Source organism: Pseudomonas ceruminis (assembly GCF_021602025.1).
In the GTDB taxonomy this organism is placed as follows: Bacteria; Pseudomonadota; Gammaproteobacteria; order Pseudomonadales; family Pseudomonadaceae; genus Aquipseudomonas; species Aquipseudomonas ceruminis.
Genome location: NZ_BQHW01000001.1, coordinates 97,679 through 120,578 on the forward strand (window position 1 = coordinate 97,679; position 22,900 = coordinate 120,578).

General features: G+C 63.4%; 20 protein-coding genes. 12 read left to right on the plus strand and 8 right to left on the minus strand.

Annotated elements, in window-relative coordinates:
• Position 1: 1 nt before the first annotated feature.
• Positions 2-382 carry a hypothetical protein gene (locus tag L6D80_RS00475; protein ID WP_054901984.1) on the minus strand — a complete coding sequence of 127 codons (381 nt, stop codon included), beginning with the start codon at positions 380-382 and terminating at the stop codon, positions 2-4.
• A gap of 176 nt (positions 383-558) precedes the next feature.
• Positions 559-2,028 (minus strand): right-handed parallel beta-helix repeat-containing protein, encoded by a 1,470-nt coding sequence (locus tag L6D80_RS00480; RefSeq protein WP_176513335.1) that lies wholly within the window; start codon positions 2,026-2,028, stop codon positions 559-561.
• Positions 2,029-2,271: 243 nt separating this feature from the next.
• On the opposite strand from L6D80_RS00480, the gene L6D80_RS00485 reads away from it, so the two are divergent.
• The 3 genes from L6D80_RS00485 to def all read left to right on the plus strand — a co-directional run bounded on the left by L6D80_RS00485 (position 2,272) and on the right by def (position 4,107).
• The gene (locus tag L6D80_RS00485) at positions 2,272-2,451 is read left to right on the plus strand and encodes a CsbD family protein (RefSeq protein WP_176513337.1); all 180 of its coding nucleotides are present in this window, start codon (positions 2,272-2,274) and stop codon (positions 2,449-2,451) included.
• 169 nt (positions 2,452-2,620) lie between these two features.
• The gene (locus L6D80_RS00490; protein WP_176513339.1) at positions 2,621-3,574 is read left to right on the plus strand and encodes a YihY/virulence factor BrkB family protein; all 954 of its coding nucleotides are present in this window, start codon (positions 2,621-2,623) and stop codon (positions 3,572-3,574) included.
• The gene (gene def / locus L6D80_RS00495) at positions 3,571-4,107 is read left to right on the plus strand and encodes a peptide deformylase (protein WP_054901980.1); all 537 of its coding nucleotides are present in this window, start codon (positions 3,571-3,573) and stop codon (positions 4,105-4,107) included. Before L6D80_RS00490 ends, def begins: the two co-directional genes overlap by 4 nt.
• Here def and L6D80_RS00500 read toward each other — a convergent pair.
• The gene (locus L6D80_RS00500; RefSeq protein ID WP_054902052.1) at positions 4,062-4,430 is read right to left on the minus strand and encodes a GNAT family N-acetyltransferase; all 369 of its coding nucleotides are present in this window, start codon (positions 4,428-4,430) and stop codon (positions 4,062-4,064) included. The two genes, def and L6D80_RS00500, sit on opposite strands and share 46 nt — an antisense overlap.
• A gap of 354 nt (positions 4,431-4,784) precedes the next feature.
• On the opposite strand from L6D80_RS00500, the gene L6D80_RS00505 reads away from it, so the two are divergent.
• Positions 4,785-5,042: a DUF2790 domain-containing protein gene (locus L6D80_RS00505; RefSeq protein WP_176513342.1), complete on the plus strand. Its 258-nt coding sequence runs from the start codon at positions 4,785-4,787 to the stop codon at positions 5,040-5,042.
• Positions 5,043-5,125: 83 nt separating this feature from the next.
• Here L6D80_RS00505 and L6D80_RS00510 read toward each other — a convergent pair whose 3' ends face one another.
• Positions 5,126-6,472 carry an aminotransferase-like domain-containing protein gene (locus tag L6D80_RS00510; protein ID WP_476748334.1) on the minus strand — a complete coding sequence of 449 codons (1,347 nt, stop codon included), beginning with the start codon at positions 6,470-6,472 and terminating at the stop codon, positions 5,126-5,128.
• A 90-nt stretch (positions 6,473-6,562) separates the two neighbouring features.
• Between L6D80_RS00510 and L6D80_RS00515 the strand changes: the two genes are divergently transcribed.
• The 5 genes from L6D80_RS00515 to L6D80_RS00535 all read left to right on the plus strand — a co-directional run bounded on the left by L6D80_RS00515 (position 6,563) and on the right by L6D80_RS00535 (position 10,291).
• Entirely contained in the window at positions 6,563-7,525 is a 963-nt protein-coding gene (locus tag L6D80_RS00515; protein WP_176513344.1) for a threonine dehydratase, read from the plus strand.
• A gap of 207 nt (positions 7,526-7,732) precedes the next feature.
• Positions 7,733-8,158 (plus strand): YybH family protein, encoded by a 426-nt coding sequence (locus L6D80_RS00520; RefSeq protein WP_054901977.1) that lies wholly within the window; start codon positions 7,733-7,735, stop codon positions 8,156-8,158.
• 43 nt (positions 8,159-8,201) lie between these two features.
• Positions 8,202-8,546, plus strand: a complete 345-nt coding sequence (locus tag L6D80_RS00525; RefSeq protein WP_054901976.1) for a YciI family protein — start codon at positions 8,202-8,204, stop codon at positions 8,544-8,546.
• A 21-nt stretch (positions 8,547-8,567) separates the two neighbouring features.
• Complete coding sequence (locus tag L6D80_RS00530; RefSeq protein WP_054901975.1) at positions 8,568-9,053, plus strand: SRPBCC family protein; 486 nt, start codon at positions 8,568-8,570, stop codon at positions 9,051-9,053.
• The gene (locus L6D80_RS00535; protein ID WP_176513346.1) at positions 9,053-10,291 is read left to right on the plus strand and encodes an RNA polymerase sigma factor; all 1,239 of its coding nucleotides are present in this window, start codon (positions 9,053-9,055) and stop codon (positions 10,289-10,291) included. The genes L6D80_RS00530 and L6D80_RS00535 overlap by 1 nt, the downstream gene beginning before the upstream one ends.
• 57 nt (positions 10,292-10,348) lie before the next feature.
• On the opposite strand, the gene L6D80_RS00540 is transcribed toward L6D80_RS00535, so the two are convergent.
• Complete coding sequence (locus L6D80_RS00540; RefSeq protein WP_054901973.1) at positions 10,349-10,819, minus strand: MaoC family dehydratase; 471 nt, start codon at positions 10,817-10,819, stop codon at positions 10,349-10,351.
• Positions 10,820-10,852: 33 nt separating this feature from the next.
• Positions 10,853-11,797: an alpha/beta hydrolase gene (locus tag L6D80_RS00545; protein ID WP_054901972.1), complete on the minus strand. Its 945-nt coding sequence runs from the start codon at positions 11,795-11,797 to the stop codon at positions 10,853-10,855.
• 216 nt (positions 11,798-12,013) lie between these two features.
• On the opposite strand from L6D80_RS00545, the gene fadD2 reads away from it, so the two are divergent.
• Complete coding sequence (fadD2, locus tag L6D80_RS00550) at positions 12,014-13,702, plus strand: long-chain-fatty-acid--CoA ligase FadD2 (protein ID WP_054901971.1); 1,689 nt, start codon at positions 12,014-12,016, stop codon at positions 13,700-13,702.
• Between the two features lie 283 nt (positions 13,703-13,985).
• Positions 13,986-15,683 (plus strand): long-chain-fatty-acid--CoA ligase FadD1, encoded by a 1,698-nt coding sequence (fadD1, locus tag L6D80_RS00555; RefSeq protein WP_054901970.1) that lies wholly within the window; start codon positions 13,986-13,988, stop codon positions 15,681-15,683.
• 110 nt (positions 15,684-15,793) lie between these two features.
• On the opposite strand, the gene L6D80_RS00560 is transcribed toward fadD1, so the two are convergent.
• Complete coding sequence (locus L6D80_RS00560) at positions 15,794-17,101, minus strand: NAD(P)/FAD-dependent oxidoreductase (RefSeq protein WP_176513348.1); 1,308 nt, start codon at positions 17,099-17,101, stop codon at positions 15,794-15,796.
• A 30-nt stretch (positions 17,102-17,131) separates the two neighbouring features.
• Positions 17,132-18,496, minus strand: a complete 1,365-nt coding sequence (locus tag L6D80_RS00565) for a glutamine synthetase family protein (protein ID WP_054902050.1) — start codon at positions 18,494-18,496, stop codon at positions 17,132-17,134.
• Between the two features lie 456 nt (positions 18,497-18,952).
• Between L6D80_RS00565 and hrpA the strand changes: the two genes are divergently transcribed.
• On the plus strand, positions 18,953-22,858 hold the full coding sequence (gene hrpA, locus L6D80_RS00570; RefSeq protein ID WP_176513350.1) for an ATP-dependent RNA helicase HrpA: 3,906 nt from the start codon (positions 18,953-18,955) through the stop codon (positions 22,856-22,858).
• The last annotated feature ends 42 nt before the right edge of the window (positions 22,859-22,900 follow it).

The following is a 22,900-nucleotide window of genomic DNA, read 5'->3' on the forward strand; positions in this document are numbered from 1 at the left end:
GTCAGGCCTGTACGAAAGGCTGGAAGTCGAGTTGCTCGCCACCCGGGCGGGTGTCGCGCAGCAGCGAATCGCGGTCGGCGCTCAGGGCCAGGCTGATGGTCGAGCGACGCTTGCCGGCGTTGCGCACTTCCAAATGCTCCAGGTGGGCCTTGAGGAAGTTGGTGGGCACTTTCAGGTGCTGCAATGCGTCGGTGTCGGGGGTGTGCAGCAGCAGGTTGACCCAGTCGGGCTGGCCCTTGCGCAGCAGCCCTACCGGCACCTCGAACCACCACAGGTTGCGTTTGCGGTCCAGGATGGCGAACAGGGTATTGGCGCTGGTAAGAACCGGCTTGGCCAGCGCTTCGTTACGCCGGGCAATGGCGGCGGGTTTGTCGAGTTTCATGCAGGTTCCTGCGGGTTGACGCTAGAAAGGCCTGCATTGTGAGGGGTGGCGGTTAGCGGGGCAAGGTTTGCTGGCCCCAATCGCTGGCAGCCGGGTTCGCACAGGGACAGCACCGACTCTGAATCCTGTGCACCGCTGTGAGCCACTGCTGCTGGCCGGCGATTGGGCCGCTTGCCTCAGCGGCGAACCGGCAGGCTCAACTCGGATGTTGCCCCATCGGCGGTGGTCACCGTCGCGGTAAAGCTGCGTAACCCTTCAGCACCCTGCAAAGGTTGGGCAAACCGCGCCTGCCCTTGATTATCGCTGTTCACCAGGACGTGCCCCAGATAGTGCTCGGCCTCGGTGCCGTCAGCCTCGGCATTGCCAAACACCTCGACCCGCAACAGACTCGATACCGGCCCCTGCACCTTGCCACGCAGTACATTGCCTTCCAGCGCCAGCAGCCGAGGTGCCGGCTGATTGTGGTTGGGCAGTGGCTGGCACGGCTTGGGCTCGCCCTGGCCATCGCAGATGATCGCCTGGTCCTTTTTCGGCACATCCGCGCCTACACCGCGGGAGCCGACATACAGGGCGTGGGCCTGGGCCGGCACGCCAAAGATGATGGCCCCGGTGCGCTGATTGGCCACGCACGCGCCACCGGCCTCGCAGCGACGGATATCCTGGCTGTTTCCCCAGATTCGATTGCCCGTCAGCCGCGTGGCGGTGATGTCTGGCTCCGGACGCAGGGCTACGCCGATGCGGTTGCCGTGGATCAGGTTGCCATCGAGCATGTTGCCTTCCCCCGTCACGCTGATGCCGATCGAGTTGCCAGTGAAGGAATTGGCTCCCAGGTAATTACGTTTGCCCCAGTTGATCTGCACGCCATCCGAATACTGCTCGAAGCGGTTGCGTACCACCGTGTTGTCGTTGCCCAGCAGGATCTCGATGCCTTGGGAGGGCTCAGGGTTGGCCGCGGTCGAGCGGAACAGGTTATCGGCCACCAGGTTGAACGCGGCGCCACGGGTGAGCTCCAGGCCATCACCATTGTCGATCAGCTGGTTGCGCAGCACCTTGTTGTTGAGTGTGGTGGTCGCCGTGGGGTTGCCGGCCCCGTCATCGCCGGTGAGCATGATGCCGGCCCCGCCCTTGTTGGCGACGATGCGGTTGTCTTCAATGACATTGCCGCTGGCGCGGTTGACCAGGATGCCGATGCAGAAATTGCGCACTTCCAGGCCACTGAGGTGTACGCCCTGTGTGTCGCGCAGCACCAGGCCAGGGTGGGTGGTGGTGCGCACATTGGTGCCGAACTGGCCGGGCAGGGCGCCGGGGCAGGTGCGCACGCCCTGGTCCTTGATGTAGCCAGCGCCATCGATTGCGATGTACTGGCCATCGCGTGCCCAGGGTAGGCCGGTGATACGCACCGGGCCTTTGATGGCTGGCAGGGCGTGGGTCGGGCGGATGACATAGGGCGGTTGGCCGACGGCGACAATTTCGATGCGGTAGCGGCCTGGGTCTTGGTTGCTGGTGTCGATTGCCCAGCGCAAGGTCCCGGGCTGACCGTCGTCGGCGTAGCGGTCGACCCGCAAGGTTTCAGTGGCCGATGCAGCGGCGAAGGTGGGCAGGGCAAGCATCGGCAGCAACGCTGCCAGCAGGGGTATCAGGCGCATGGTGCGGGTTTCCGGGAACGATTGTTTTTATAAGCTGGCAACCTGCGTCGGGTTGCCGTTTGCCGGCGATTCTAGGGGAGGCAGCCGCTCTAACACAGCGTCTGGCGGATGATTCGGTGCGGTATTCGCCCGCAGATTTACCGTTCGGCTTGAACGTGCAAATTTATTGAAACTCTCGGCGAAGGTGGCCAGTCCACCCCATGTCGACACGGTACACGTGTCTCCATTTGCAGGAGTTTTGCCATGAGCGGCACTAAAGACAAAGCAAAAGGCTTGGCTAACGAAGCGATTGGTAACGTCAAACAGGGCGTCGGCAAAGTGACCGGCAACGACAAGCTGCGTGCCGAAGGCAAGGGCCAGGAACTCAAGGGCGAGGCACAGCAGGTCAAAGGCGACGTCAAGGATTCGGTGAAAAAGCCTTGATGTCTGTGTGAACTGTACTGGCCTCTTCGCGGTAGGCGCGCCGATCAAGGGTGCGCCTACCGCGAAAATGCCGCTACATCGACTTTAAAGTCTGGCAGGGAGCAGCACACCAGTCGCGTGGTCTATTAGACTTCCCTGATGTACTGATCAAGCGGCGAAAGGAGACGCTATGATTTTTCCCGACCTGGGTGGCCTGCCCCTACACCGCATACTGGTGCGCACCGTCAAGGAATTCATCGATGACGAGATGTCCACCTACGCGTCTGCATTGGCCTACCAGATGCTGTTTTCGCTGTTCCCCTTCCTGCTGTTCCTCATTGCCCTGATCGGCTTCTTGCACCTGCCCGACTTTTTCACCTGGCTGCGCCTGCAGTCCGAGCTGGTGCTGCCACCCCAGGCCTTGGAGCAGGTAAACCCGGTGATCGACCAGTTGCAGCAGTCCAAGGGCGGGTTGTTGTCGGTGGGTATCGTCATCGCGCTGTGGACCGCCTCGGCCGGCGTGCGCCTGATGATGAGCGCCATGAACGCGGCCTACGACGTGCCCGAAGGCCGCCCGGTATGGAAGCGCATTCCGCTGTCGATCTTCTACACCATCGGTATCGCTGGCATGTTGCTGGTGGCGGCGGCGCTGATGGTGCTGGGCCCGCAGGTGATGGAGTGGATTGCCGCCCAGATCGGCATGCAGGAGGTGATTGTCACCGTCTGGACCATCCTGCGATGGCCAGCGATCATCATCCTGATGATGGTGGCGGTTGCACTGATGTACTACGTGATGCCCGATGTGAAGCAGAAGTTTCGCTTCATCACCCCCGGTTCCGTGCTGGCGGTGGTGGTGTGGATCATTGCCTCCCTTGGTTTTGCGTACTACGTGAAGACGTTCGCCGACTACAACGCCATGTACGGCAGTATCGGTGCGATCATCGTGCTGTTACTGTATTTTTATATTTCCGCCGCCGTGTTGTTGCTGGGCGCGGAAATGAATGCAGTGATCGAGCACATGTCGGCCGAGGGCAAGGACCCGGGCGAGAAGGATTTCGAGGGTGCCGAAGCCAAGCCACCCCTGACCGTGCTGGGCCATGAGCACCCGAGCGAGCCCCAACCCACCGAGTCGAACCCGCGATGATCCGTGACATCCTGAAGATGGGCGACGAGCGCTTGCTGCGCATCGCCCCGCCCGTGCCCGAGCACCTGATCGGCAGCGCTGAGCTGCAGCAGTTGATCGCTGACATGTTCGACACCATGCACCATGTCGGCGGTGTGGGGTTGGCCGCGCCGCAGGTGGGTATCGACCTGCAACTGGTGATCTTCGGGTTCGAACGCAGCGAGCGCTACCCGGACGCCGAACCGGTACCCCAGACCATCCTGATCAACCCGGTGATCACACCGTTGTCCACCGAGGTCGAGGAGGGCTGGGAAGGCTGCCTTTCAGTGCCCGGGCTGCGCGGTGTGGTGCCGCGCTACAAGCACATCAGCTACGAAGGGATCGACCCGCAGGGCAACCCGATCAACCGCTTCGCCGATGGCTTTCATGCACGGGTGGTACAGCACGAGTGCGATCACTTGATCGGCCGCCTGTATCCGTCGCGTATCCAGGACTTCGCCAAGTTCGGTTATACCGAGGTGTTGTTCCCAGGTCTGGATGCCAGCGACGACTGATCACGTACCAGAGCGACCAGGCGTTTGCTGCGCTGGTAGCGCGCCAGGCGTGCCGCCAGCGCGTCGGGCAGCGCGTCAGCCTCGGTGAAATGCAGGCGTTGGTAGAACGTTGTCAGGTCCGGGTGGCAAAACAGCCAGACGGGCCCGCACGTGTCGGCAAGCGCTGCCTCGACCAGCCGCGCTGCCACGCGTTGGTTGCGTAGGGGCGGGGCAACGAATAGGCCGGTTAGCCAGTGGCCGTTGGCCACTGCCGTCAAGCTCAGGCCGGCAACGATGCCGTCAGCCCGCGCCACCCATAAACGGCCGTCGCTGGCCGCGCGCATGCGTGAGCCGTGCTGCCGGTAAAAATGGTCGAGCAGGCGCCGTTGCGGGCCGGCCAGGGGTAAGCAGTGCAGGGTGTTCATGTGGTTTCCTGGCGCGGCAGCTCTAACGCGATACATTCAGGTGTTTTTGCCGCTTCGTTTTGTCGCAGATTGTTGCAAAGCCTGCAAGGGTGAATGTCCGAGTTCGGGGTTCAACTATGGCAATCGGGGAGTAGAATTTCACTCATCCCCCAGGCAGTAGACGAAGCGGGATCGGTACTTCGTGTCATCTTCGCAGTCGATGACAACTTCTCCGCGCCAATGACGGCATATGAAGTCAGTCGATCAGCTTGATTGCTTTGAAGGTCAAACATCATGAAACCATTACTGATTCTTGCACTGGTCGGTATGTCCTCGCTTGCCCTGGCGGATGAGGCCAAGCCCGCCTCCACCGAGCCTGTGGCCCAGCAGTACGACTACTCCATGAACTTGGATATCAAACGGGTGATCAACCTGTCGACTATCCCTAATGTGTGTGAAGTCGTGCCTGCGACCATGACCTATGAAGACCATCAGGGCCAGGTGCATACCATTCAGTATCGGGCCATGGGCGAGGGTTGCCAGCAGGGTTGAGGGTACACCGCCTGCTGTGCGCTGTGCTAAAGCCTACCTCCACGGGCCTCTGCCTTGCCTGACAGAGCAGCGGGCCTGTGGGATCACTCGTCACACAACACCTGGCGCACCACTTCCAGCCCCCGCTTGAGCGCTGCCCGGCTAGCTGCCGCCGACAGGCTGATACGCACGGCCTGCACTTCGTTCGCGCCAATGGCGAATACACCTGCCGGCACAACTTCCACACCCTCCTGCCGACACCGGGCCACCACTGCGTCCGCACCTTTTGCAGCGGCCACCCACACATGGGGTGATGGCTGACCGCCGGTGTGCAACGCATCCCCCAACACACCACACGCCAAGCGCCAGCGCCAGGCAATTTCCTGGCGTTGCCAGGCCAACCGCCGTGCCGCCGTGCCGTCTTCGATCCATTGGCAGGCAATGCGCAGGTTCAGCGGCGACAGCGGCCAGTGGCTGGCCTGGGCATGGGGATCTATCTGCGCCAGCAGTGTTGGCGCGGCGGCGATCCAGCCCAGGCGCAGCCCGGCGGCCACGGTCTTGGACAGGCTGCTGATGAAAATGCCTTGATCGCCCAGCAGTGGGTAGAGCGGCGGGCAGTCGGTGAGCGCGCCATAGACGTCGTCCTCGATCACCCGCAACCCCAGGCGCTTGACCACCGTTGCGAGTGCCCTGCGCCGGGTTTCGTCCATGCAGGCGCCTGTGGGGTTGTGCAAGGTCGCCGTGGTCACCAGCACGCGTGCTCCGCTGGCACGGGCCACCCGGTCCAGGTCGTCAGGTCGCAGGCCGTGGGCATCCAGGGCCACGCCGTGCACCGGCAGGCGCAATTGCCGGCAGGCCGCCTTGATACCAGGGGCGCAGAGGGCCTCGAGCATCACAGGCTCGCCGCCCTGGCAGAGCGACTGCAGCACCAGCGTCAGTGCCTGCTGGGCGCCCCCGCACAGCAGCAGTTCGTCTGCCGCCAGGTTCACGCCACGGTGGGCAAGCCAGCGCGCGCCCTGGATTCGGCCCTGCAGCAACTGCTCGGGGCCCAGGTAATGGTCGAGCAGGCCGTTCGCGTTGCCCTCCAGCAGCCTGCACAGGCTATCGCGCAGGTCGTGATTGTGCGGGTCGGCCACGGGCACATTGGTGGAAAGGTCGATCAGCAGGTCTGGCCCATCGTATTGCTTGAGGCGAAACAGCGTGGCTTCCTTGCTGCCAGCCAGCACGTAGGTGCCGCGGCCCACTTCGCCGGCAACCAAGTGGCGAGCGGCAGCCTCGCGGTAGGCCTGCTGGGTGGTACTGGGGTTCAGCCCCAGTTTCCAGGCCAGGCGCCGTTGCGGGGGCAAGCGGTCACCGACCTTGAGCACCCCACATTCGATGGCACTGGCAATGGCATTGACCAACGCCAGGTAACGTGGCTGGCCATCGTCGACGAGCTCGGGGATCCACACGAAATTGCTGCCCATGCAATATAAGGTTGTACCCATACAATGCCCGGCGCTTAGGATCGGATCAACCTCGTACCGAAAAGGATGATCCTCATGTTCGACCTGGCCGCCTTGCGTGAAGCTGCAGCGTTCGTTCACCAGCATGTACCTGCCACGCCTCAGTATGCCTGGCCCTTGCTGGCTGAGCGGTTGGGGTGTCAGGTGTGGGTAAAGCACGAGAACCATGCACCCACCGGTGCGTTCAAGGTTCGCGGTGGGTTGGTCTATGTGCGCTCGCTATTGGACGAGGGCGCGCCACCGCGTGGGTTGGTCACTGCCACCCGTGGCAATCATGGTCAGAGCATGGCACTGGCAGCGCGCCAGGCCGGTCTGCCGCTGGTGATCGTGGTGCCTGAGGGCAACGCCACAGAGAAAAACGCCGCCATGCGTGCCCTGGGGGCGGAGCTGGTCGAGCACGGCGCCGATTTCGACGTGGCTCGCGAGGAAGCGGCACGGCTGGCCGCGCAACTGGGCTATGACATGGTGCCTTCGTTCCACCCTGAACTGGTACGGGGCGTGGCCACTTACGCCTTGGAGCTGTTCGAGGCGGTGGCGGATCTGGATTGTGTGTACGTGCCGATCGGCATGGGGTCGGGTATTTGCGGGCTGATCCAGGCGCGCAACCTGCTGGGGTTGAAGACTGAGATCGTGGGTGTCGTTTCCAGTGCTGCCGATGCCTACGCGCAAAGTTTCGAGCAAGGCCGCATCGTCACCACCGCTACGGCGAACACCTTTGCCGACGGCATGGCGTGCCGGGTGCCGCACCCTGATGCCTTCGCCCTGGTCCGTGAAAACGCTGCGCGGATCGTGCGCGTGGACGATGCTGAAGTCGCCGCCGCCATGCGGCTTTATCACGAAGCCACGCACAACACTGCCGAGGGCGCCGGTGCCGCTGCACTGGCGGCGCTATGGCAAGAGCGGGAACAACAGACAGGCAAGCGAGTGGCGGTGGTGCTGAGCGGCGCCAATATCGATCGAGCCCGCTACGCCCAAGTGCTGACGGCGGTAAACGGCTGAAGCATTTTGGGCAGGTGGTACCTGATCGAACGCCTCCCGGCTATCGTGAGTTCAGTCTGGTCAGCCCTGCCGTGCCTTCAGGCGATGGGCAATGGTATTGGCGACGCTGGCATGGCCTGTCGATTTTCTCGGCCACCGTTCGACCATGAGATGAAGGCACCGCTAACGCGGTGCCTGAACTCTCTTGAACGACCGGAGGAGCAGCCGATGAACACCCATGCCGAAAGCGAAATCCGCCAATTGATCGAGCGCTGGATGCAGGCCGTGCGCGACCGTGACATCCAAGGCATCGTCGCCCCCTATACCGATGACATCGTGGCCTTCGACGCCATCAAGGCACTGCAATTCAAGGGCAAGGCCGTCTACCAGGCGCATTGGGAGATGTGCATGGGCTTTTGCACCGGCCCGATGATCTTCGAACTCGCCGAGCTCACGGTGCAGGCCGATGGCGGCCTGGGCGTGGCCCACTGGCTTAACCGCTGCGGCCCGTCGGAGGACGAAAGCCAATGCGGCTTCATGCGTGCCACTGTTGCCTACCGCAAAGAAGGCGGGCAATGGCGGGTGTTTCATGAACACTGGTCGGCACCCTTCGACATGGAAACCCAGAAAGCACTGTTCGATCTCAAGCCCTGATCGGCTATTGCCAAACGCACTTTGCAAAGCCGTGGAGATGATCATGAAATACCTGTGCCTGGTCTATTGTGACGAAGGGCTGCTGCACAGCCTGCCCGACAGCCCGGCAGACGCCGAATGCATGGCTTACGCCCAGGCGCTGCACGGCACCGGGCGCATGCTCGCGGCCGAGGCGCTGAAACCTGTGCAAACGGCCACCACGGTGCGTATGCGTAGCGGCCATATGAGCCTGACAGACGGCCCGTTCGCCGAAACCAAAGAGCAGCTTGCGGGCTTTTATCTGGTTGACGCCCGCGACCTCAACGAGGCACTCACCATCGCCAAAGGCATCCCCGCCGCACGTGTCGGCAGCGTTGAAGTAAGGCCCGTGCGCGAACTGCAACCCTGACAGCAACGGAGAACAATAAGCATGAGCCTTGCCCAACCTGCGCAAGCGCAGCACGAGTTGTCCATCAGCCGGTTGATCGACGCCCCGCCCACCAAAGTGTTCCGTGCCTGGACCGAGCCGCAGTGGCTGATGCAATGGTGGGGGCCGCACGGCATGACCACCCCGCAATGCGAGATGCAGTTGTGGGTTGGCGGGCTGTTCCGGACCTTGATGCGTGCGCCGGATGGCACCGAGTACCCCACCCAAGGCGTATTCCTGGAGATCGCCGCACCGCGCCGACTGGTGTTCACCGATGCCTTTGGGCCAGGTTGGGTCCCCTCGGCCAAGGCCTTCATGACCGCCGTGGTGACCTTTGACGAAGAACACGGCAAGACCCGCTACACCGCCCGTGCCTGGCACTGGAACGCGACGGACAGCCGGGCCCATGAAGAAATGGGCTTTCACCAGGGCTGGGGAGAAAGCCTGGACCGCCTGGTGGAGGTCGTGACCCAGCGGATGCCGGACTGATGGCGGACCTGGCGCAGGTGCGGGCACAGGTCGAGGCCGTCTACCGACGAGACTCACGGCGCATCCTGGCGACGCTGATTCGCTTGCTGGGGGATTTCGACCTGGCCGAGGAGGCCATGCACGATGCGTTCTTCATTGCCGTCGAGCGTTGGCAGCGTGATGGTGTGCCGCACAACCCCCGGGCGTGGCTGGTCTCCACCGGTCGCTTCAAGGCCATCGATGCAGTGCGTCGACGGGCGCGTTTCGACCGCTCGCAGGCGGACTTGATCATGCTCCTCGAGGGCCAGGGGCAGGACCCCAGTGAGGACGAACTGCTCGCTGACGACCGCCTGCGCTTGATCTTCACCTGCTGCCACCCGGCCCTGGCGGCCGATGCCCAGGTGCCGCTCACCTTGCGTGAGGTCTGCGACCTGACCACCGAGCAGATTGCCCGGGCCTTCCTGCAAAGCCCGGCGACCATCGCCCAGCGTATCGTGCGGGCCAAGGCCAAGATCCGCGACGCCCGCATCCCCTACCAGGTGCCGGAGCTGCATGAGTTGCCTGTGCGCCTGGCGAGTGTGTTGCGGGTCATCTACCTGGTGTTCAACGAGGGCTACTCGGCGTCGTCCGGCGAGGTGCTGTTGCAGCAAGCGCTGAGCGACGAGGCGATTCGTCTTGGTCGTTTGCTGGTGCAACTGTTGCCGGACCCGGAGGCAGTCGGGCTGCTCGCATTGATGTTGCTGCAGGCCTCGAGGCAGCGCGCCCGCAGCGATGCTGACGGTGATCTGGTACTGCTTGAGCAGCAGGATCGCAGTTTGTGGGATCGCGAGCAGATTACCGAGGGTTGTGAGCTGGTGCGGCGGGCATTACGCAGCCGAGGCTTTGGTGCCTATACCGTGCAGGCGGCGATTGCTGCGGTGCACGCCGAGGCCGCCACGGCAGAGGAAACCGACTGGGCGCAGATCGTTGGCTTGTACGACGTGTTGCAGCGGCATTGGCCGAGCGCAGTGGTGGTGTTGAACCGGGCCGTGGCGTTGGCCAAGCGCGACGGGCCCCAGGCGGGGTTGGTGGAGGTCGAAGCGCTTCTGGCGGCCGGTGAGTTGCGCGACTATCACCTGGCGCATGCGACTCGGGCGCAATTGCATCAGCAACTAGGCAACATCGATGAAGCCCGCGAGGCCTGGCGACAGGCGCTGGAGTTGACCCGGCAGGAACCTGAGCGCCGGCATATCGAACGGCAGTTGCAGGCGTTGGGATGAAGAGTCAGTACCGGCCCTGCCGGCGACGTGCCAACCACAGGGCAGGTACCGAGTCCATCAGCTCGCCACGAAATTCGGCGGCGATACCAGCTCAACGGTCTGCTGCTTGCGCGGTGCCAGGATCTCGGCTTCACCTTCGACCACCAGCTCATCGTGCTGGTTGTAAACGTTGGTGGCGATGCGCACCTTGAACTTGGGCAGTTTTTCAAGGATTTCCAGGCGCACGGTCAGGGTGTCGCCGATCTTCACCGGCTTCTGGAAGCTCATCTTCTGGCCCAGGTAGATGGTGCCGGGGCCTGGCAGGGTGCAAGCCACGGCGGCGCTGATCAGCGCACCGCTGAACATGCCATGGGCAATGCGCTCGCGGAACATGCTCTTGGCCGCGAACTCGGCATCCAGGTGCACCGGGTTGTGGTCACCGGACATCGCGGCGAACAGCTGGATGTCGCGTTCTTCCACAGACTTTTCGTAACTGGCCTTCTGGCCGACTTCTAGAGCTTCGTAGGGCGTATTGGTGACCTGGGTCATTGGCGCTTCCTTGATGGACGGGCGAGGCCGCTATCATTCACTGCGGGCAGGGCGGCCAAGGGCCAGCGCCTGCTCCAGCCATGCGAGGATATCGGCGGTGACCTCGTCCCGATTGAGTTCGTTGAGCACTTCGTGTCGCGCCTGAGGGTAGACGCGCAACTGTACATGTCGGTTGCCGGTCGCGCGCAGGGCGTCGGCCAGATGAGTGAGACGCTTGCCGGCACTCACCGGATCACATTCGCCGCCAATCACCAGCATTGGCAGGTTCGGATCAATCTGCGCGAGGTTGCCTGGCAGGCTGATCTGCACCAGGCCCTGCAGCAGGTCGAGCCACAGCTGGTTGCTACAGCGAAAGCCGCACAGCGGGTCGTTGAGGTACTTGTCCACTTCCTCCGGGTCGCGGCTCAACCAGTCAAACGCGGTGCGGGTGGGCTTGAAGGCTTTATTGAACGCGCCGAACGACAGCCAGTCGATCAACGCGCTCTTGCCCAGCGGGCCCTGGCGCCAGGCCTCCAGGCGAGCGATCAGGCGCGCCGCGCGATACAGCGCCGGCGGCTGGAAGTTGGAACCGCTGAGAATCGCCCCGTGAACGCTGCCACTGTGGTGCATCAGATAGGCCTGGGCGATGTAGCTGCCCATGCTGTGGCCGAACAGGAACAGCGGCGTGCAGGGGAACTGCTGGCCGATGTGCTGGGCGAGCAGGCCCAGGTCGTTGACCACAGCATTCCAGCCATGATGCCGGGCGAACAGGCCGAGGCTGCCCAGCTGCGCAGTACGTCCATGGCCGCGCAGGTCGGCAGCCAGCAGCGCATAGCCAACATTGCTCAAGGCGTGGCCTAGGCGCTGATAGCGCCCGGCATGCTCGGCCATGCCATGCGCCAGCAGCACCACCGCCTTGACCGGCGTGGCCGGCAGCCATTGGTGTACGTACAGGCTGCAATGCTCACTGGCGGGCAGCCAGAAGGCGTCATGGGGCATGGGGAGTCCTTTGCGCAGGGTACGAGCACAGTGTATGCGCAACCGGCCGGATTGCAGGAAGGGCACAAATAAGATTCACAATGTTAATGGCGGCACCTGGCGTATAGGCCACCTGGGGCTTACCTGCTAACGTCGGTTCAACACCTTTTTGCCACTCGGCAAAGGGGACAAGGGATGACAGGCTCACAGCGGGTCCAGGCAGAGGAACAATAATAAATGCAAGCCGACTTCTGGAATGACAAACGCCCGGCGGGCGTACCTTCCACCCTCGACATACAGGCGTATACCTCGGTGGTCGAGGTTTTCGAGCGCTCCTGCAAGCGCTTTGCCGACCGCCCGGCATTCAGCAACCTGGGCGTGACCCTCAGCTACGCCGAGCTTGAGCGCTATTCCGCGGCCTTCGCCGCCTGGCTGCAGCAGCATACCGACCTGGTGCCGGGTGACCGCATCGCGGTGCAGATGCCCAACGTGCTACAGTATCCCATCGCGGTGTTCGGTGCCTTGCGCGCCGGGCTGATCGTGGTCAATACCAACCCGCTGTATACCGAGCGCGAGATGCGCCATCAGTTCAAGGACTCGGGGGCCCGCGCCCTGGTGTACCTGAACATGTTCGGCAAGCGTGTTCAAGACGTGCTGCCCGATACCAGCCTCGAGTACCTGATCGAGGCGAAGATGGGCGACCTGTTGCCCACCGCCAAGGGCTGGTTGGTGAACACCGTGGTCGACAAGGTGAAGAAGATGGTCCCGGCCTACCATCTGCCGCAGGCGCTGTCGTTCAAGCAGGTATTGCGCGAGGGCCGCAGCCTGACGCACAAGCCGGTGTCGCTGACCCTCGACGATATCGCCGTGCTGCAGTACACCGGCGGCACCACCGGGTTGGCCAAGGGGGCGATGCTCACCCATGGCAACCTGGTGGCCAACATGCTGCAGGTGCTGGCCTGCTTCTCCCAGCATGGCCCGGACGGGCAGAAGCTGATCAAGGAAGGCCAGGAGGTGATGATTGCACCGCTGCCGCTGTATCACATCTATGCCTTCACCGCGAACTGCATGTGCATGATGGTCACGGGCAACCATAACGTGCTGATCACCAACCCGCGGGACATTGCCGGTTTCATCAAGGAGCTGGGCAAGTGGCGGTTCTCTGCGTTGCTGGGGCTCAATACGCTGTTTGTCGCGCTGATGGACCACCCAGGCTTCCGGCAACTGGACTTCTCGGCCCTCAAGGTCACCAACTCGGGTGGAACGGCACTGGTCAAGGCCACCGCCGAGCGCTGGGAAAGCCTTACGGGCTGCCGCATCGTCGAGGGTTACGGCCTGACCGAGACTTCCCCGGTAGCCAGCACCAACCCCTATGGCCAGCTTGCGCGCCTGGGCACGGTGGGCATTCCGGTGGTGGGTACGGCGTTCAAGGTGATCGACGACGAGGGTAACGAATTGCCACTGGGCGAGCGGGGCGAGCTGTGCATCAAGGGCCCGCAGGTGATGAAAGGCTACTGGCAGCAACCCGATGCCACTGCCCAGACGCTGGATGCCGATGGCTGGCTGAAAACGGGTGATATAGCGGTAATCGACCCTGATGGCTTTACCCGAATCGTCGATCGCAAGAAGGACATGATCATCGTCTCGGGTTTCAACGTGTATCCCAATGAAATCGAAGACGTGATCATGGGCCACCCACAGGTCGCCAACTGTGCCGCCATCGGCGTACCGGACGAGCGCTCCGGCGAGGCCGTGAAACTGTTCGTGGTGGCGCGGGACGCGGGGCTCAGCGTCGATGAGCTCAAGGCCTACTGCAAGGCCAATCTCACCGGCTACAAGGTGCCCAAGCACATCGTGCTGCGCGAATCGCTGCCGATGACGCCGGTGGGCAAGATTCTGCGGCGTGAGTTGCGCGAAATGGCGTGAGCCCAAAAGCCGATGGTCAGAGCGTCGCGCGGCGCTCTGGCTTGCGGTTTTCGGCGTGGAATTTGGCGCTTTAAGCTAAATACTCTAAAAATGACTTGTATTGTTCATTGAGTCATTTTTGTGACCGCAAGGCCCGTTTTGGCCTCTAGGCGACCCCTGGCAAAGCTGTTACTCTCGGCCCGCTTTCAGATGATTCGGTTTGCAATGAGCCGGCATCTCATATCAATAATAAACGCATCGACGCGTGAATCGAACTTCGCTGTTGCTGAAGGAGTGGGCTTCCATGATCGAACATTTTTGGAAGGATAAATACCCAGCCGGGATTACGGCGGAAATCAATCCTGACGAATTCCCCAATATCCAGGCTGTACTTAAGCAATCCTGCCAACGTTTTTCCGACAAACCGGCCTTTAGCAACCTGGGCAAGACCATCACCTACGGCGAGTTGTATGCCCTGTCGGGGGCGTTTGCCGCCTGGCTGCAGCAGCATACCGACCTCAAGCCGGGTGATCGCATTGCCGTGCAACTGCCCAATGTCCTGCAATACCCGGTTGCTGTATTCGGTGCCCTGCGCGCCGGCTTGATCGTGGTCAACACCAACCCGTTGTACACCACACGGGAAATGGAGCACCAGTTCAACGACTCTGGGGCCAAGGCGCTGGTATGCCTGGCGAACATGGCGCACCTGGCCGAAAAAGTCGTGCCCAAGACCCAGGTCAAACACATCATCGTCACCGAAGTGGCCGACTTGTTGCCGCCGCTCAAGCGCCTGCTGATCAACAGCGTGATCAAGTACGTGAAGAAAATGGTACCGGCCTACAACCTGCCCACCGCCATACGCTTCAACGATACCCTGGCGCTGGGCAAGGGGCAGCCGGTGACCGAGGCCAACCCCCACGCCAATGATGTTGCCGTGCTGCAATACACCGGCGGCACCACCGGTGTGGCCAAAGGCGCGATGCTCACCCACCGCAACCTGGTGGCCAACATGCTGCAGTGCCGGGCGCTGATGGGCTCGAACCTGCAGGAAGGCTGCGAGATCCTCATCACGCCGCTGCCGCTGTACCACATCTACGCGTTCACCTTCCATTGCATGGCGATGATGCTGATCGGCAGCCACAACGTGCTGATCAGCAACCCGCGTGACTTGCCTGCGATGGTCAAGGAGCTGAGCAAGTGGAAGTTCAGCGGCTTCGTCGGCCTCAACACCCTGTTCGTTGCCCTGTGCAACAACGAAGCGTTCCGTGCGCTGGACTTCTCTGCGCTGAAAATCACGCTCTCGGGTGGTATGGCCCTGCAATTGAGCGTGGCCGAGCGCTGGAAGGCCGTCACCGGTTGCGCCATCTGCGAAGGCTACGGCATGACCGAAACCAGCCCGGTGGCGGCGGTCAACCCTGCCGAGGCGAACCAGGTCGGGACCATTGGCATTCCCATGCCTTCGACCCTGTGCAAGATCATCGACGACAATGGCAACGAACTTCCCTTGGGCGAAGTGGGTGAGCTGTGCGTCAAGGGGCCACAGGTGATGAAGGGCTACTGGCAGCGTGAAGAGGCCACCACCGAGATTCTCGACAGTGAAGGCTGGCTGAAGACAGGTGACATCGCCCTGATCCAACCGGACGGTTACATGCGCATCGTTGACCGCAAGAAGGACATGATCCTGGTCTCGGGTTTCAACGTGTACCCCAACGAGCTGGAAGACGTGCTCGCCGCGTTGCCGGGGGTGCTTCAGTGCGCGGCGATCGGCGTGCCGGACGAGAAGTCGGGTGAGCTGATCAAGGTGTTCATCGTGGTCAAACCGGGCATGACCCTGACCAAAGAGCAGGTGATGGAGCACATGCGTGCCAACGTCACTGGCTACAAGGTGCCGCGTTTCATCGAGTTCCGCGATGCCCTGCCGACGACCAACGTGGGCAAGATCCTGCGTCGCGAATTGCGTGATGAAGAGTTGAAGAAGCAGGGGCTGAAGAAAATCGCCTGATCGACCTTGCCGGCGTCATCGGCGGCGGGGCGGCTCCCACAGGTCATGCGCAGTTTTCAGGGACTGTGCGTTGCCTGGGGAGCGGGCTCAGCGGCGGTGAGGCCGTACTGTCAGCGCAGTTTTTCCAGCATCTGGTAGTACCACATCCCCGCTGCCAACAGCGGATTCCCCAGCACGTCCCCCATCGGCACCTTGATGTGTTTGCACGCCGCAAAGGTATCGAACTTCTCCAGCGTCCCAGTCAACGCCTCGGCCATGATCTCGCCCATGATGTGGCTGGTGGCGATACCATGCCCCGAATACCCCTGGCAGTACCAGACGTTGTCCGAAAGCTTGCCCAGTTGTGGAATGCGGTTGACCACGATGCCCATCGCGCAGCTCCACTTGAACTCGATCGGCACACCCTTGAGCGCCGGGAAGGTACGCTCGATGCAGGGCCGCAGTTCACCTTCGATATCCCGTGAGTCCTTGCCCGAATAGTTGGCGCCGCCGCCGAACAGCAGGCGTTTGTCGGCAGTGAGGCGGTAGTAGTCGAGCACGAAGCGGCAGTCGTATACCGCCAGGTCCTGGGGGTTGATCTGCTCTGCCAGCTCGCCCAGAGGCGCCGTGGTGACGATGCCGCCCATGGCCGGGAAGATCTTGCCCTTGAGCTGGCGCTTTTCGAGCGTGTGGTAGACATCGCCGGCCAGCATCACCTGGCGCGCCTCGATCCGGCCCTGGGCGGTGACCACGGCTGGGCGCGGGCCATGGACGATGTCCAGCACCTGCGAGTTCTCGAAGATCAGGGCGCCCAGGGAGTGAGCGGCCCGTGCTTCGCCCAGGCACAGGTTCAGGGGGTGCAGGTGCAGGTTGCGCTGGTTCTTCAACGCGCCCAGGTACAACGGGCTTTGCAGGTGCTGGGCGACGGCACTGCGGTCGAGCAGCTGGACCTGGTCGCCCATGCCACGGCGCTCTGCCTCCTCCTGGAAGCCGCGCAGTTCTTTCATGTGCGAAGGCTTCATCGCCGCGTGCAGGTGGCCGTGCTTGAGGTCGCAGTCGATGCCGTAGCGTTCAACCCGCTGCTCGATGATCTGGTGGCCGCGCCAGCGCAGCTGCCAGATGAAATCGTCCACGTCGTTGCCCAGGCGGTTGCGCATCTGGGTGCGCATGGCCTCGTCACCGGAGAGGCTTCCGGTGACCTGGCCACCATTTCGGCCGCTGGCGCCCCAACCGATGCGGTGGGTTTCGACCACCGCCACCTTGAGCCCGCGCTCGGCCAGCTCCACCGCCGTGGCCACACCGGTGAAGCCACCGCCGATGATCGCCACGTCGACCTGCACGGTGCCCTTGAGCTGCGGGTAGTGTGTAGGGTCGTTGAGGGTGGCGCTGTAATAGGACGGCGCGCGCGCGGCCGGGCCGTTGTTCTGTGCTGCGTTCATGGGTGTTCCTTGTTGTAAATAGGGTAGGGCTCAGGCCTGGTGCAGGTACCAGCGCCAGTCCTGCTCGCTGACTTCAGCCATGAACTGGCGGTATTCGGCACGCTTGACCTTCAGGTACACGCCGAGGAATGCCTCGCCAAGGGCTTCCCTGGCCCATTCCGAGCGCTCCAGGGCGTCGAGGGCGGTCAGCCAGTCGGTAGGCAGGTGCTCGGTGGCCTGGGCGTAGCCGTTACCCTCGACCGGGGCGCCGGGGTCGAGCTGCTCGCGAATGCCGCGGTGGCTGGCAGCCAGAATGGCGGCGGCGGCCAGGTAGGGGTTGGCATCGGCGCCGCAGATACGGTGTTCGACATGGCGGCTGTTGGCCGGCCCGCCGGGCACGCGCAGGCTGACCGTGCGGTTGTCGACGCCCCAGGTCGGGGCCAGCGGTGCATAGCTGTTGGCCTGGAAGCGGCGGAACGAGTTGGCGTTGGGGCAGAACAGCAACAACGAATCGCGCAGGTGACGCAGCATGCCCGCCACGGCCTGGCGCAGCAGCGGTGTGCCGGCTTTGTCCTCGCTGGCGAACAGGTTGTTGCCCGCGCTGTCGGCCAGGCTCAGGTGCATGTGCATGCCGGTGCCGGCCAGTTGCGCGAACGGTTTGGCCATGAAACAGGCCTGCATGCCATGGGCATGCGCGACGCCTTTGACCAGGCGCTTGTAGCGGACCGCCTGGTCCATGGCGGCCAGGGCATCGCCATGCTCCAGGGTGATTTCCACCTGGCCCGGCGCGTATTCGGAAATGGCGGTACGCGCAGGGATGCCTTGGGCCTTGCAGGCGGCGTAAAGGTCGGCAAGGAACGGCTCGATCTGCTCCAGTTCGCGCAGGCCATAGACCTGAGTGCTGCGGGGGCGGCCGCCATCGTTATCCAGTGCCGGTTGCGGGCGGCCCTGGGCGTCCCGCTGCTGGTCGAGCAGGTAAAACTCCAGCTCGCAGGCCATCACCGGGTGATAGCCGTCGGCCTTGAGCGCCTCGATGGTGCGCAGCAGCACATGACGCGGGTCGGCAACGCTGGCTGGCAAACCTTCGCTAGGGTGCATGCTGACCTGCACGGCAGCGGTCGGCACGCGGCGCCACGGCAGGCGCACCAGGCTGTCTGCAAGCGGGTACGCGCGGCAGTCGATGTCGCCGACGTCCCACACCAGGCCGGAGTTTTCCACGTCATCGCCGTTGAGGGTCAGGCCCAGGATGGTGCTGGGAAGGGGCCGACCGCTCTGGTACACCGCCAGCAGCTCGTCGCGGTGCAGCAGCTTGCCGCGAGGGACGCCGTTGGCGTCGAGAATGAACAGTTCGAACAGCTCGATATCGGGGTTTTCAGCGAGGAAACGGCTGGCGTGTTCTACGGGGGCAAAGTGCATGGTGAATTCGCTCATAAGCGCACAGGACCGCCGCACAGGCGTGCGGTCCAAACTGAGTCAATCGGCCGAGGGGCGGCCGCGTCTGGTCACAGCGGCGAGAGCGAAATATCCGGTGGGCGGGCGTGTCGGCAGTGCCACAAGGCCCAGAAGGCGAGGATTACATGGACCAGCGGATTTTCGCCGGCGCGGGTCCGGGCCTTCGGTAGCGAAGGGCGTGACAGCGGCGGGGCGATGGGCTGGGCGGGGGTCATGCCTGGATACTCACATGCGGCGTAAGGTCGATTAAAGCAGTGAATGGCAACCTTTACATCGTTGTTGGCTAAACATTGCAATGGGTGTGACTGCCCGCGAACAGGCCAGTACAGACAGCAAAGTACCCGCGAATCTGCGACAATCGCGCATCCTTCGAATGCCGATCATGAAAAAGCAGGCCCACCTGCATCATTAAAAAGCCCCATGACTGACCACGCCATCGACAAACTGCTGCAAAACCTCGACCACGCCATGATCGCCGACCGCCATCGCCTGCGCCGGCAACTGCATGAGCTGCGCAAGCGCCCCGACGAGGCCAAGCTTGCGCAGTGGGTCGAGAAGGTCCAGGCGTCCTGCGCCCAGGTCACCGCCCGCCAACAGCGCGTGCCGCACATCCGCTACGACGACAGCCTGCCGATTGCCGCCAAGCGCGACGAGATCAAGAAGGCCCTGGCCGAGCACCAGGTGCTGGTGATCGCCGGCGAAACCGGCTCGGGCAAGACCACCCAGTTGCCGAAGATCTGCCTGGAGCTGGGCCGTGGCAGCCACGGCCTGATTGCCCACACCCAGCCCCGCCGCATCGCGGCCCGCAGCGTTGCGGCGCGTGTGGCCGAGGAACTGGGCACCCCGCTGGGCGGGCTGGTGGGCTACCAGGTGCGGTTCGAGGACCAGAGCGACGCCAATACCCTGGTCAAACTGATGACCGACGGCATCCTGCTGGCTGAAACCCAGCACGACCGCTTCCTCGAACGCTACGACACGATCATCGTCGACGAAGCCCACGAGCGCAGCCTGAACATCGATTTCCTGCTCGGCTACCTGAAGACGCTGCTGCATCGCCGCCCGGACCTGAAGCTGATCATCACCTCGGCGACCATCGACCTGGAGCGTTTCTCCCAGCACTTCGATGGCGCGCCGATCATCGAGGTGTCCGGCCGCACCTTCCCGGTCGACACCTGGTACCGCCCGCTGACCAGTGAGCAGGACGAAGAGGGCAACCAGGTCGAGGACGACCTCACCGTCGACCAGGCCATCCTCGCCACCCTCGACGAAATTGCCCACCACGAGCGCAGCGTGGGCAAAGGCCCCGGCGACGTGCTGGTGTTCTTGCCGGGTGAGCGCGAAATTCGCGATGCCGCCGAGATTCTGCGCAAGGCGCAGTTGCGCCACACCGAGATTCTGCCGCTGTATGCGCGCTTGTCACCGGCCGAGCAGCAGCGCATCTTCCAGTCGCACGCCGGGCGCCGCGTGGTGCTGGCCACCAACGTTGCGGAAACCTCGCTGACCGTGCCCGGTATCCGCTATGTGATCGATACCGGCACCGCACGTATCAGCCGCTACAGCTACCGGGCCAAGGTTCAGCGCCTGCCAATCGAAGCCGTGTCGCAGGCCAGCGCCAACCAGCGTAAAGGCCGCTGCGGCCGGGTCGAGCCGGGCATCTGCATCCGCTTGTACAGTGAAGAGGATTTCAACAGCCGACCAGCATTTACCGACCCGGAGATCCTGCGCACCAACCTGGCGGCGGTGATCCTGCAGATGCTGCACCTGCGCCTGGGCGCCATCGATGCCTTCCCGTTCATCGAGCCGCCGGATGGCAAGGCCATCAGCGACGGTTTCAACCTGCTGCAGGAGCTGTCGGCGGTCAACCGCGAAAACCAGCTGACGCCCCTGGGCCGCCAGTTGGCCCGCTTGCCGATCGACCCGCGGCTAGGCCGGATGCTGCTTGAAGGCGCCCGCCAGGGCAGCCTGCAGGAGGTGCTGATCGTCACCAGTGCGCTGTCGGTGCAGGACCCCCGTGAGCGCCCGCCGGAGCGCCAGCAGGCCGCCGACCAGGCGCATGCCCAGTGGAAGGACGTCGATTCGGACTTCGCCGCGCTGGTCAACCTGTGGCGGGGTTTCGAGGAGCAGCGCCAAGCGCTGACCGCCAACCCGCTGCGCAACTGGTGCCGCAAGCACTTCCTCAACTACTTGCGCCTGCGCGAGTGGCGCGATGCGCACCGTCAGCTGGCACTCATCTGCCGTGACCTGCAGTTGACGGTGAACAAGGAACCGTCCGACTACGCGAAGATGCACAAGGCCATCCTCAGCGGCTTGCTCAGCCAGATCGGCCACAAGACCGAGGACGGCGACTACCAGGGCGCCCGGCAGCGGCGCTTTTGGGTTCACCCGTCGTCGGGCCTGGGCCGCAAGCGCCCGCAGTGGCTGATGGCCGCCGAGCTGGTCGAAACCACCAAGCTGTACGCCCGCATGGTCGCCAGAATCGAGCCTGACTGGATCGAGCCGTTGGCCACCCATCTGGTCAAGAAGAACCACTTCGAACCGCACTGGGAGAAGAAGCGTGGCCAGGTGGTGGCCTACGAGCAGATCACCCTGTACGGGCTGATCCTGGTTGGCCGCCGTCCGGTGCACTTCGGCCCGATCGACCCGGTTACCTCGCGTGAACTGTTCATCCGTGAAGGGCTGGTGGGTGGCGAAATCCAGTCGCGGGCCAAGTGCCTGGCGGCCAACAAGCGCCTGCTCGAAGCGCTCGACGAACTGGAGGCCAAGGCCCGTCGGCGCGACATCCTCGCCGATGAAGAAACCCTCTACGCCTTCTATGAAGCGCGGCTGCCCGCCGAGATCCACCAGACCGCGACGTTCGACAGCTGGTACCGCATGGGCAGCCAGAAGGACGCCAACCTGCTGATCATGCGCGAGGAAGACGTGCTGGCCCGTGAGGCCAGCGAAGTCACCGCGGCGCAATACCCCGACAGCCTGCAGGTGGGGCCGTTGCGCCTGCCGCTGAGCTACCACTTCGAACCCGGTCACCCGCGTGATGGCGTTACCGTGCGGGTGCCGGCACCGTTGTTGCCGAGCCTGCCGGGTGAACGCCTGGAGTGGCTGGTGCCGGGCTTGCTCGAAGCCAAGTGCGTGGCCTTGGTGCGCAACCTGCCCAAGGCCCTGCGCAAGAACTTCGTGCCGGTGCCGGACTTCGTCAAGGCCTCGCTGGCGCGCATGACGTTCGGCCAGGGGGCATTGCCCCAGGCCTTGGGCCAGGAGCTGCTGCGCATGACCGGCGCCCGGGTGCCTGACGAAGCCTGGGAGGAGTCCGTCGGCCTGGTCGAAGGGCACCTGCGCATGAACATCGAGGTGGTCGATGGGCAGGGCAAATTCCTGGGTGAGGGCCGCGACCTGGCGCAGTTGACCGCCCGCTTCGCGGCTGCCAGCCAGGCGGCGCTGGCCGTGCCACGCAATGAAAAAAGCGAGCAGCCGGTGCAGGCCAAGGCTTTCAGTGAGGTCAAGCAGACCGCCCAGCAGAAGATCGCCGGCCTGTCGATGACGGTTTATCCGGCATTGGTGGAGGAAAACGGCACCGTGCGGGAAGGGCGCTTCTCGACCCAGGCCGAGGCGGCGTTCCAGCATCGCCGCGCCTTGCAGCGCCTGTTGCTGCAGCAGTTGGCAGAGCCGGCCAAGTTCCTGCGTAGCAAATTGCCGGGGCTGACCGAACTGGGCTTGCTGTACCGCGAACTGGGCCGCGTCGAGGCACTGGTCGAGGACATTCTGCTGGCCAGCCTGGACACTTGCATCCTCGAAGGGGAAGCCACGCTGCCACGTGATGGCGCGGCACTGGCCGGGCTGGCCGAGCGCAAGCGCGGCAGCTGGGCCGAGCATGCCGAGCGCCTGGCGCGTCAGACGCTGGAGGTGCTCAAGCTATGGCACGGCCTGCAGAAGCGCTTCAAGGGCAAGATCGACCTGAGCCAGGCAGTGGCCTTGAACGATATCAAGCAGCAGTTGGCCAACCTGGTCTATCCGGGCTTTGTACGCGAAACCCCAAGCGCCTGGTTCAAGGAGTTGCCGCGCTATCTCAAGGCGGTGGAGCTGCGCCTCGAGAAGCTCGGCGCCCAGGTGCAGAAGGACCGGGTATGGAGTGGCGAGCTGGGTAACCTGTGGGCGCAATACAAGGCCCGTGCCGACAAGCACGCCCAAGAGGGCAAGCGCGATGAGCAACTGACCCTGTACCGCTGGTTGCTGGAGGAATATCGGGTCTCGCTGTTTGCTCAGCAGCTGGGCACCAAGGTACCGATTTCTGACAAGCGTCTGAGCAAACAGTGGTCGCAGGTGGAAGCCTAAACACCCGAAGTTGTGGCAATATTGAGGCAATTTGGGGTCGCC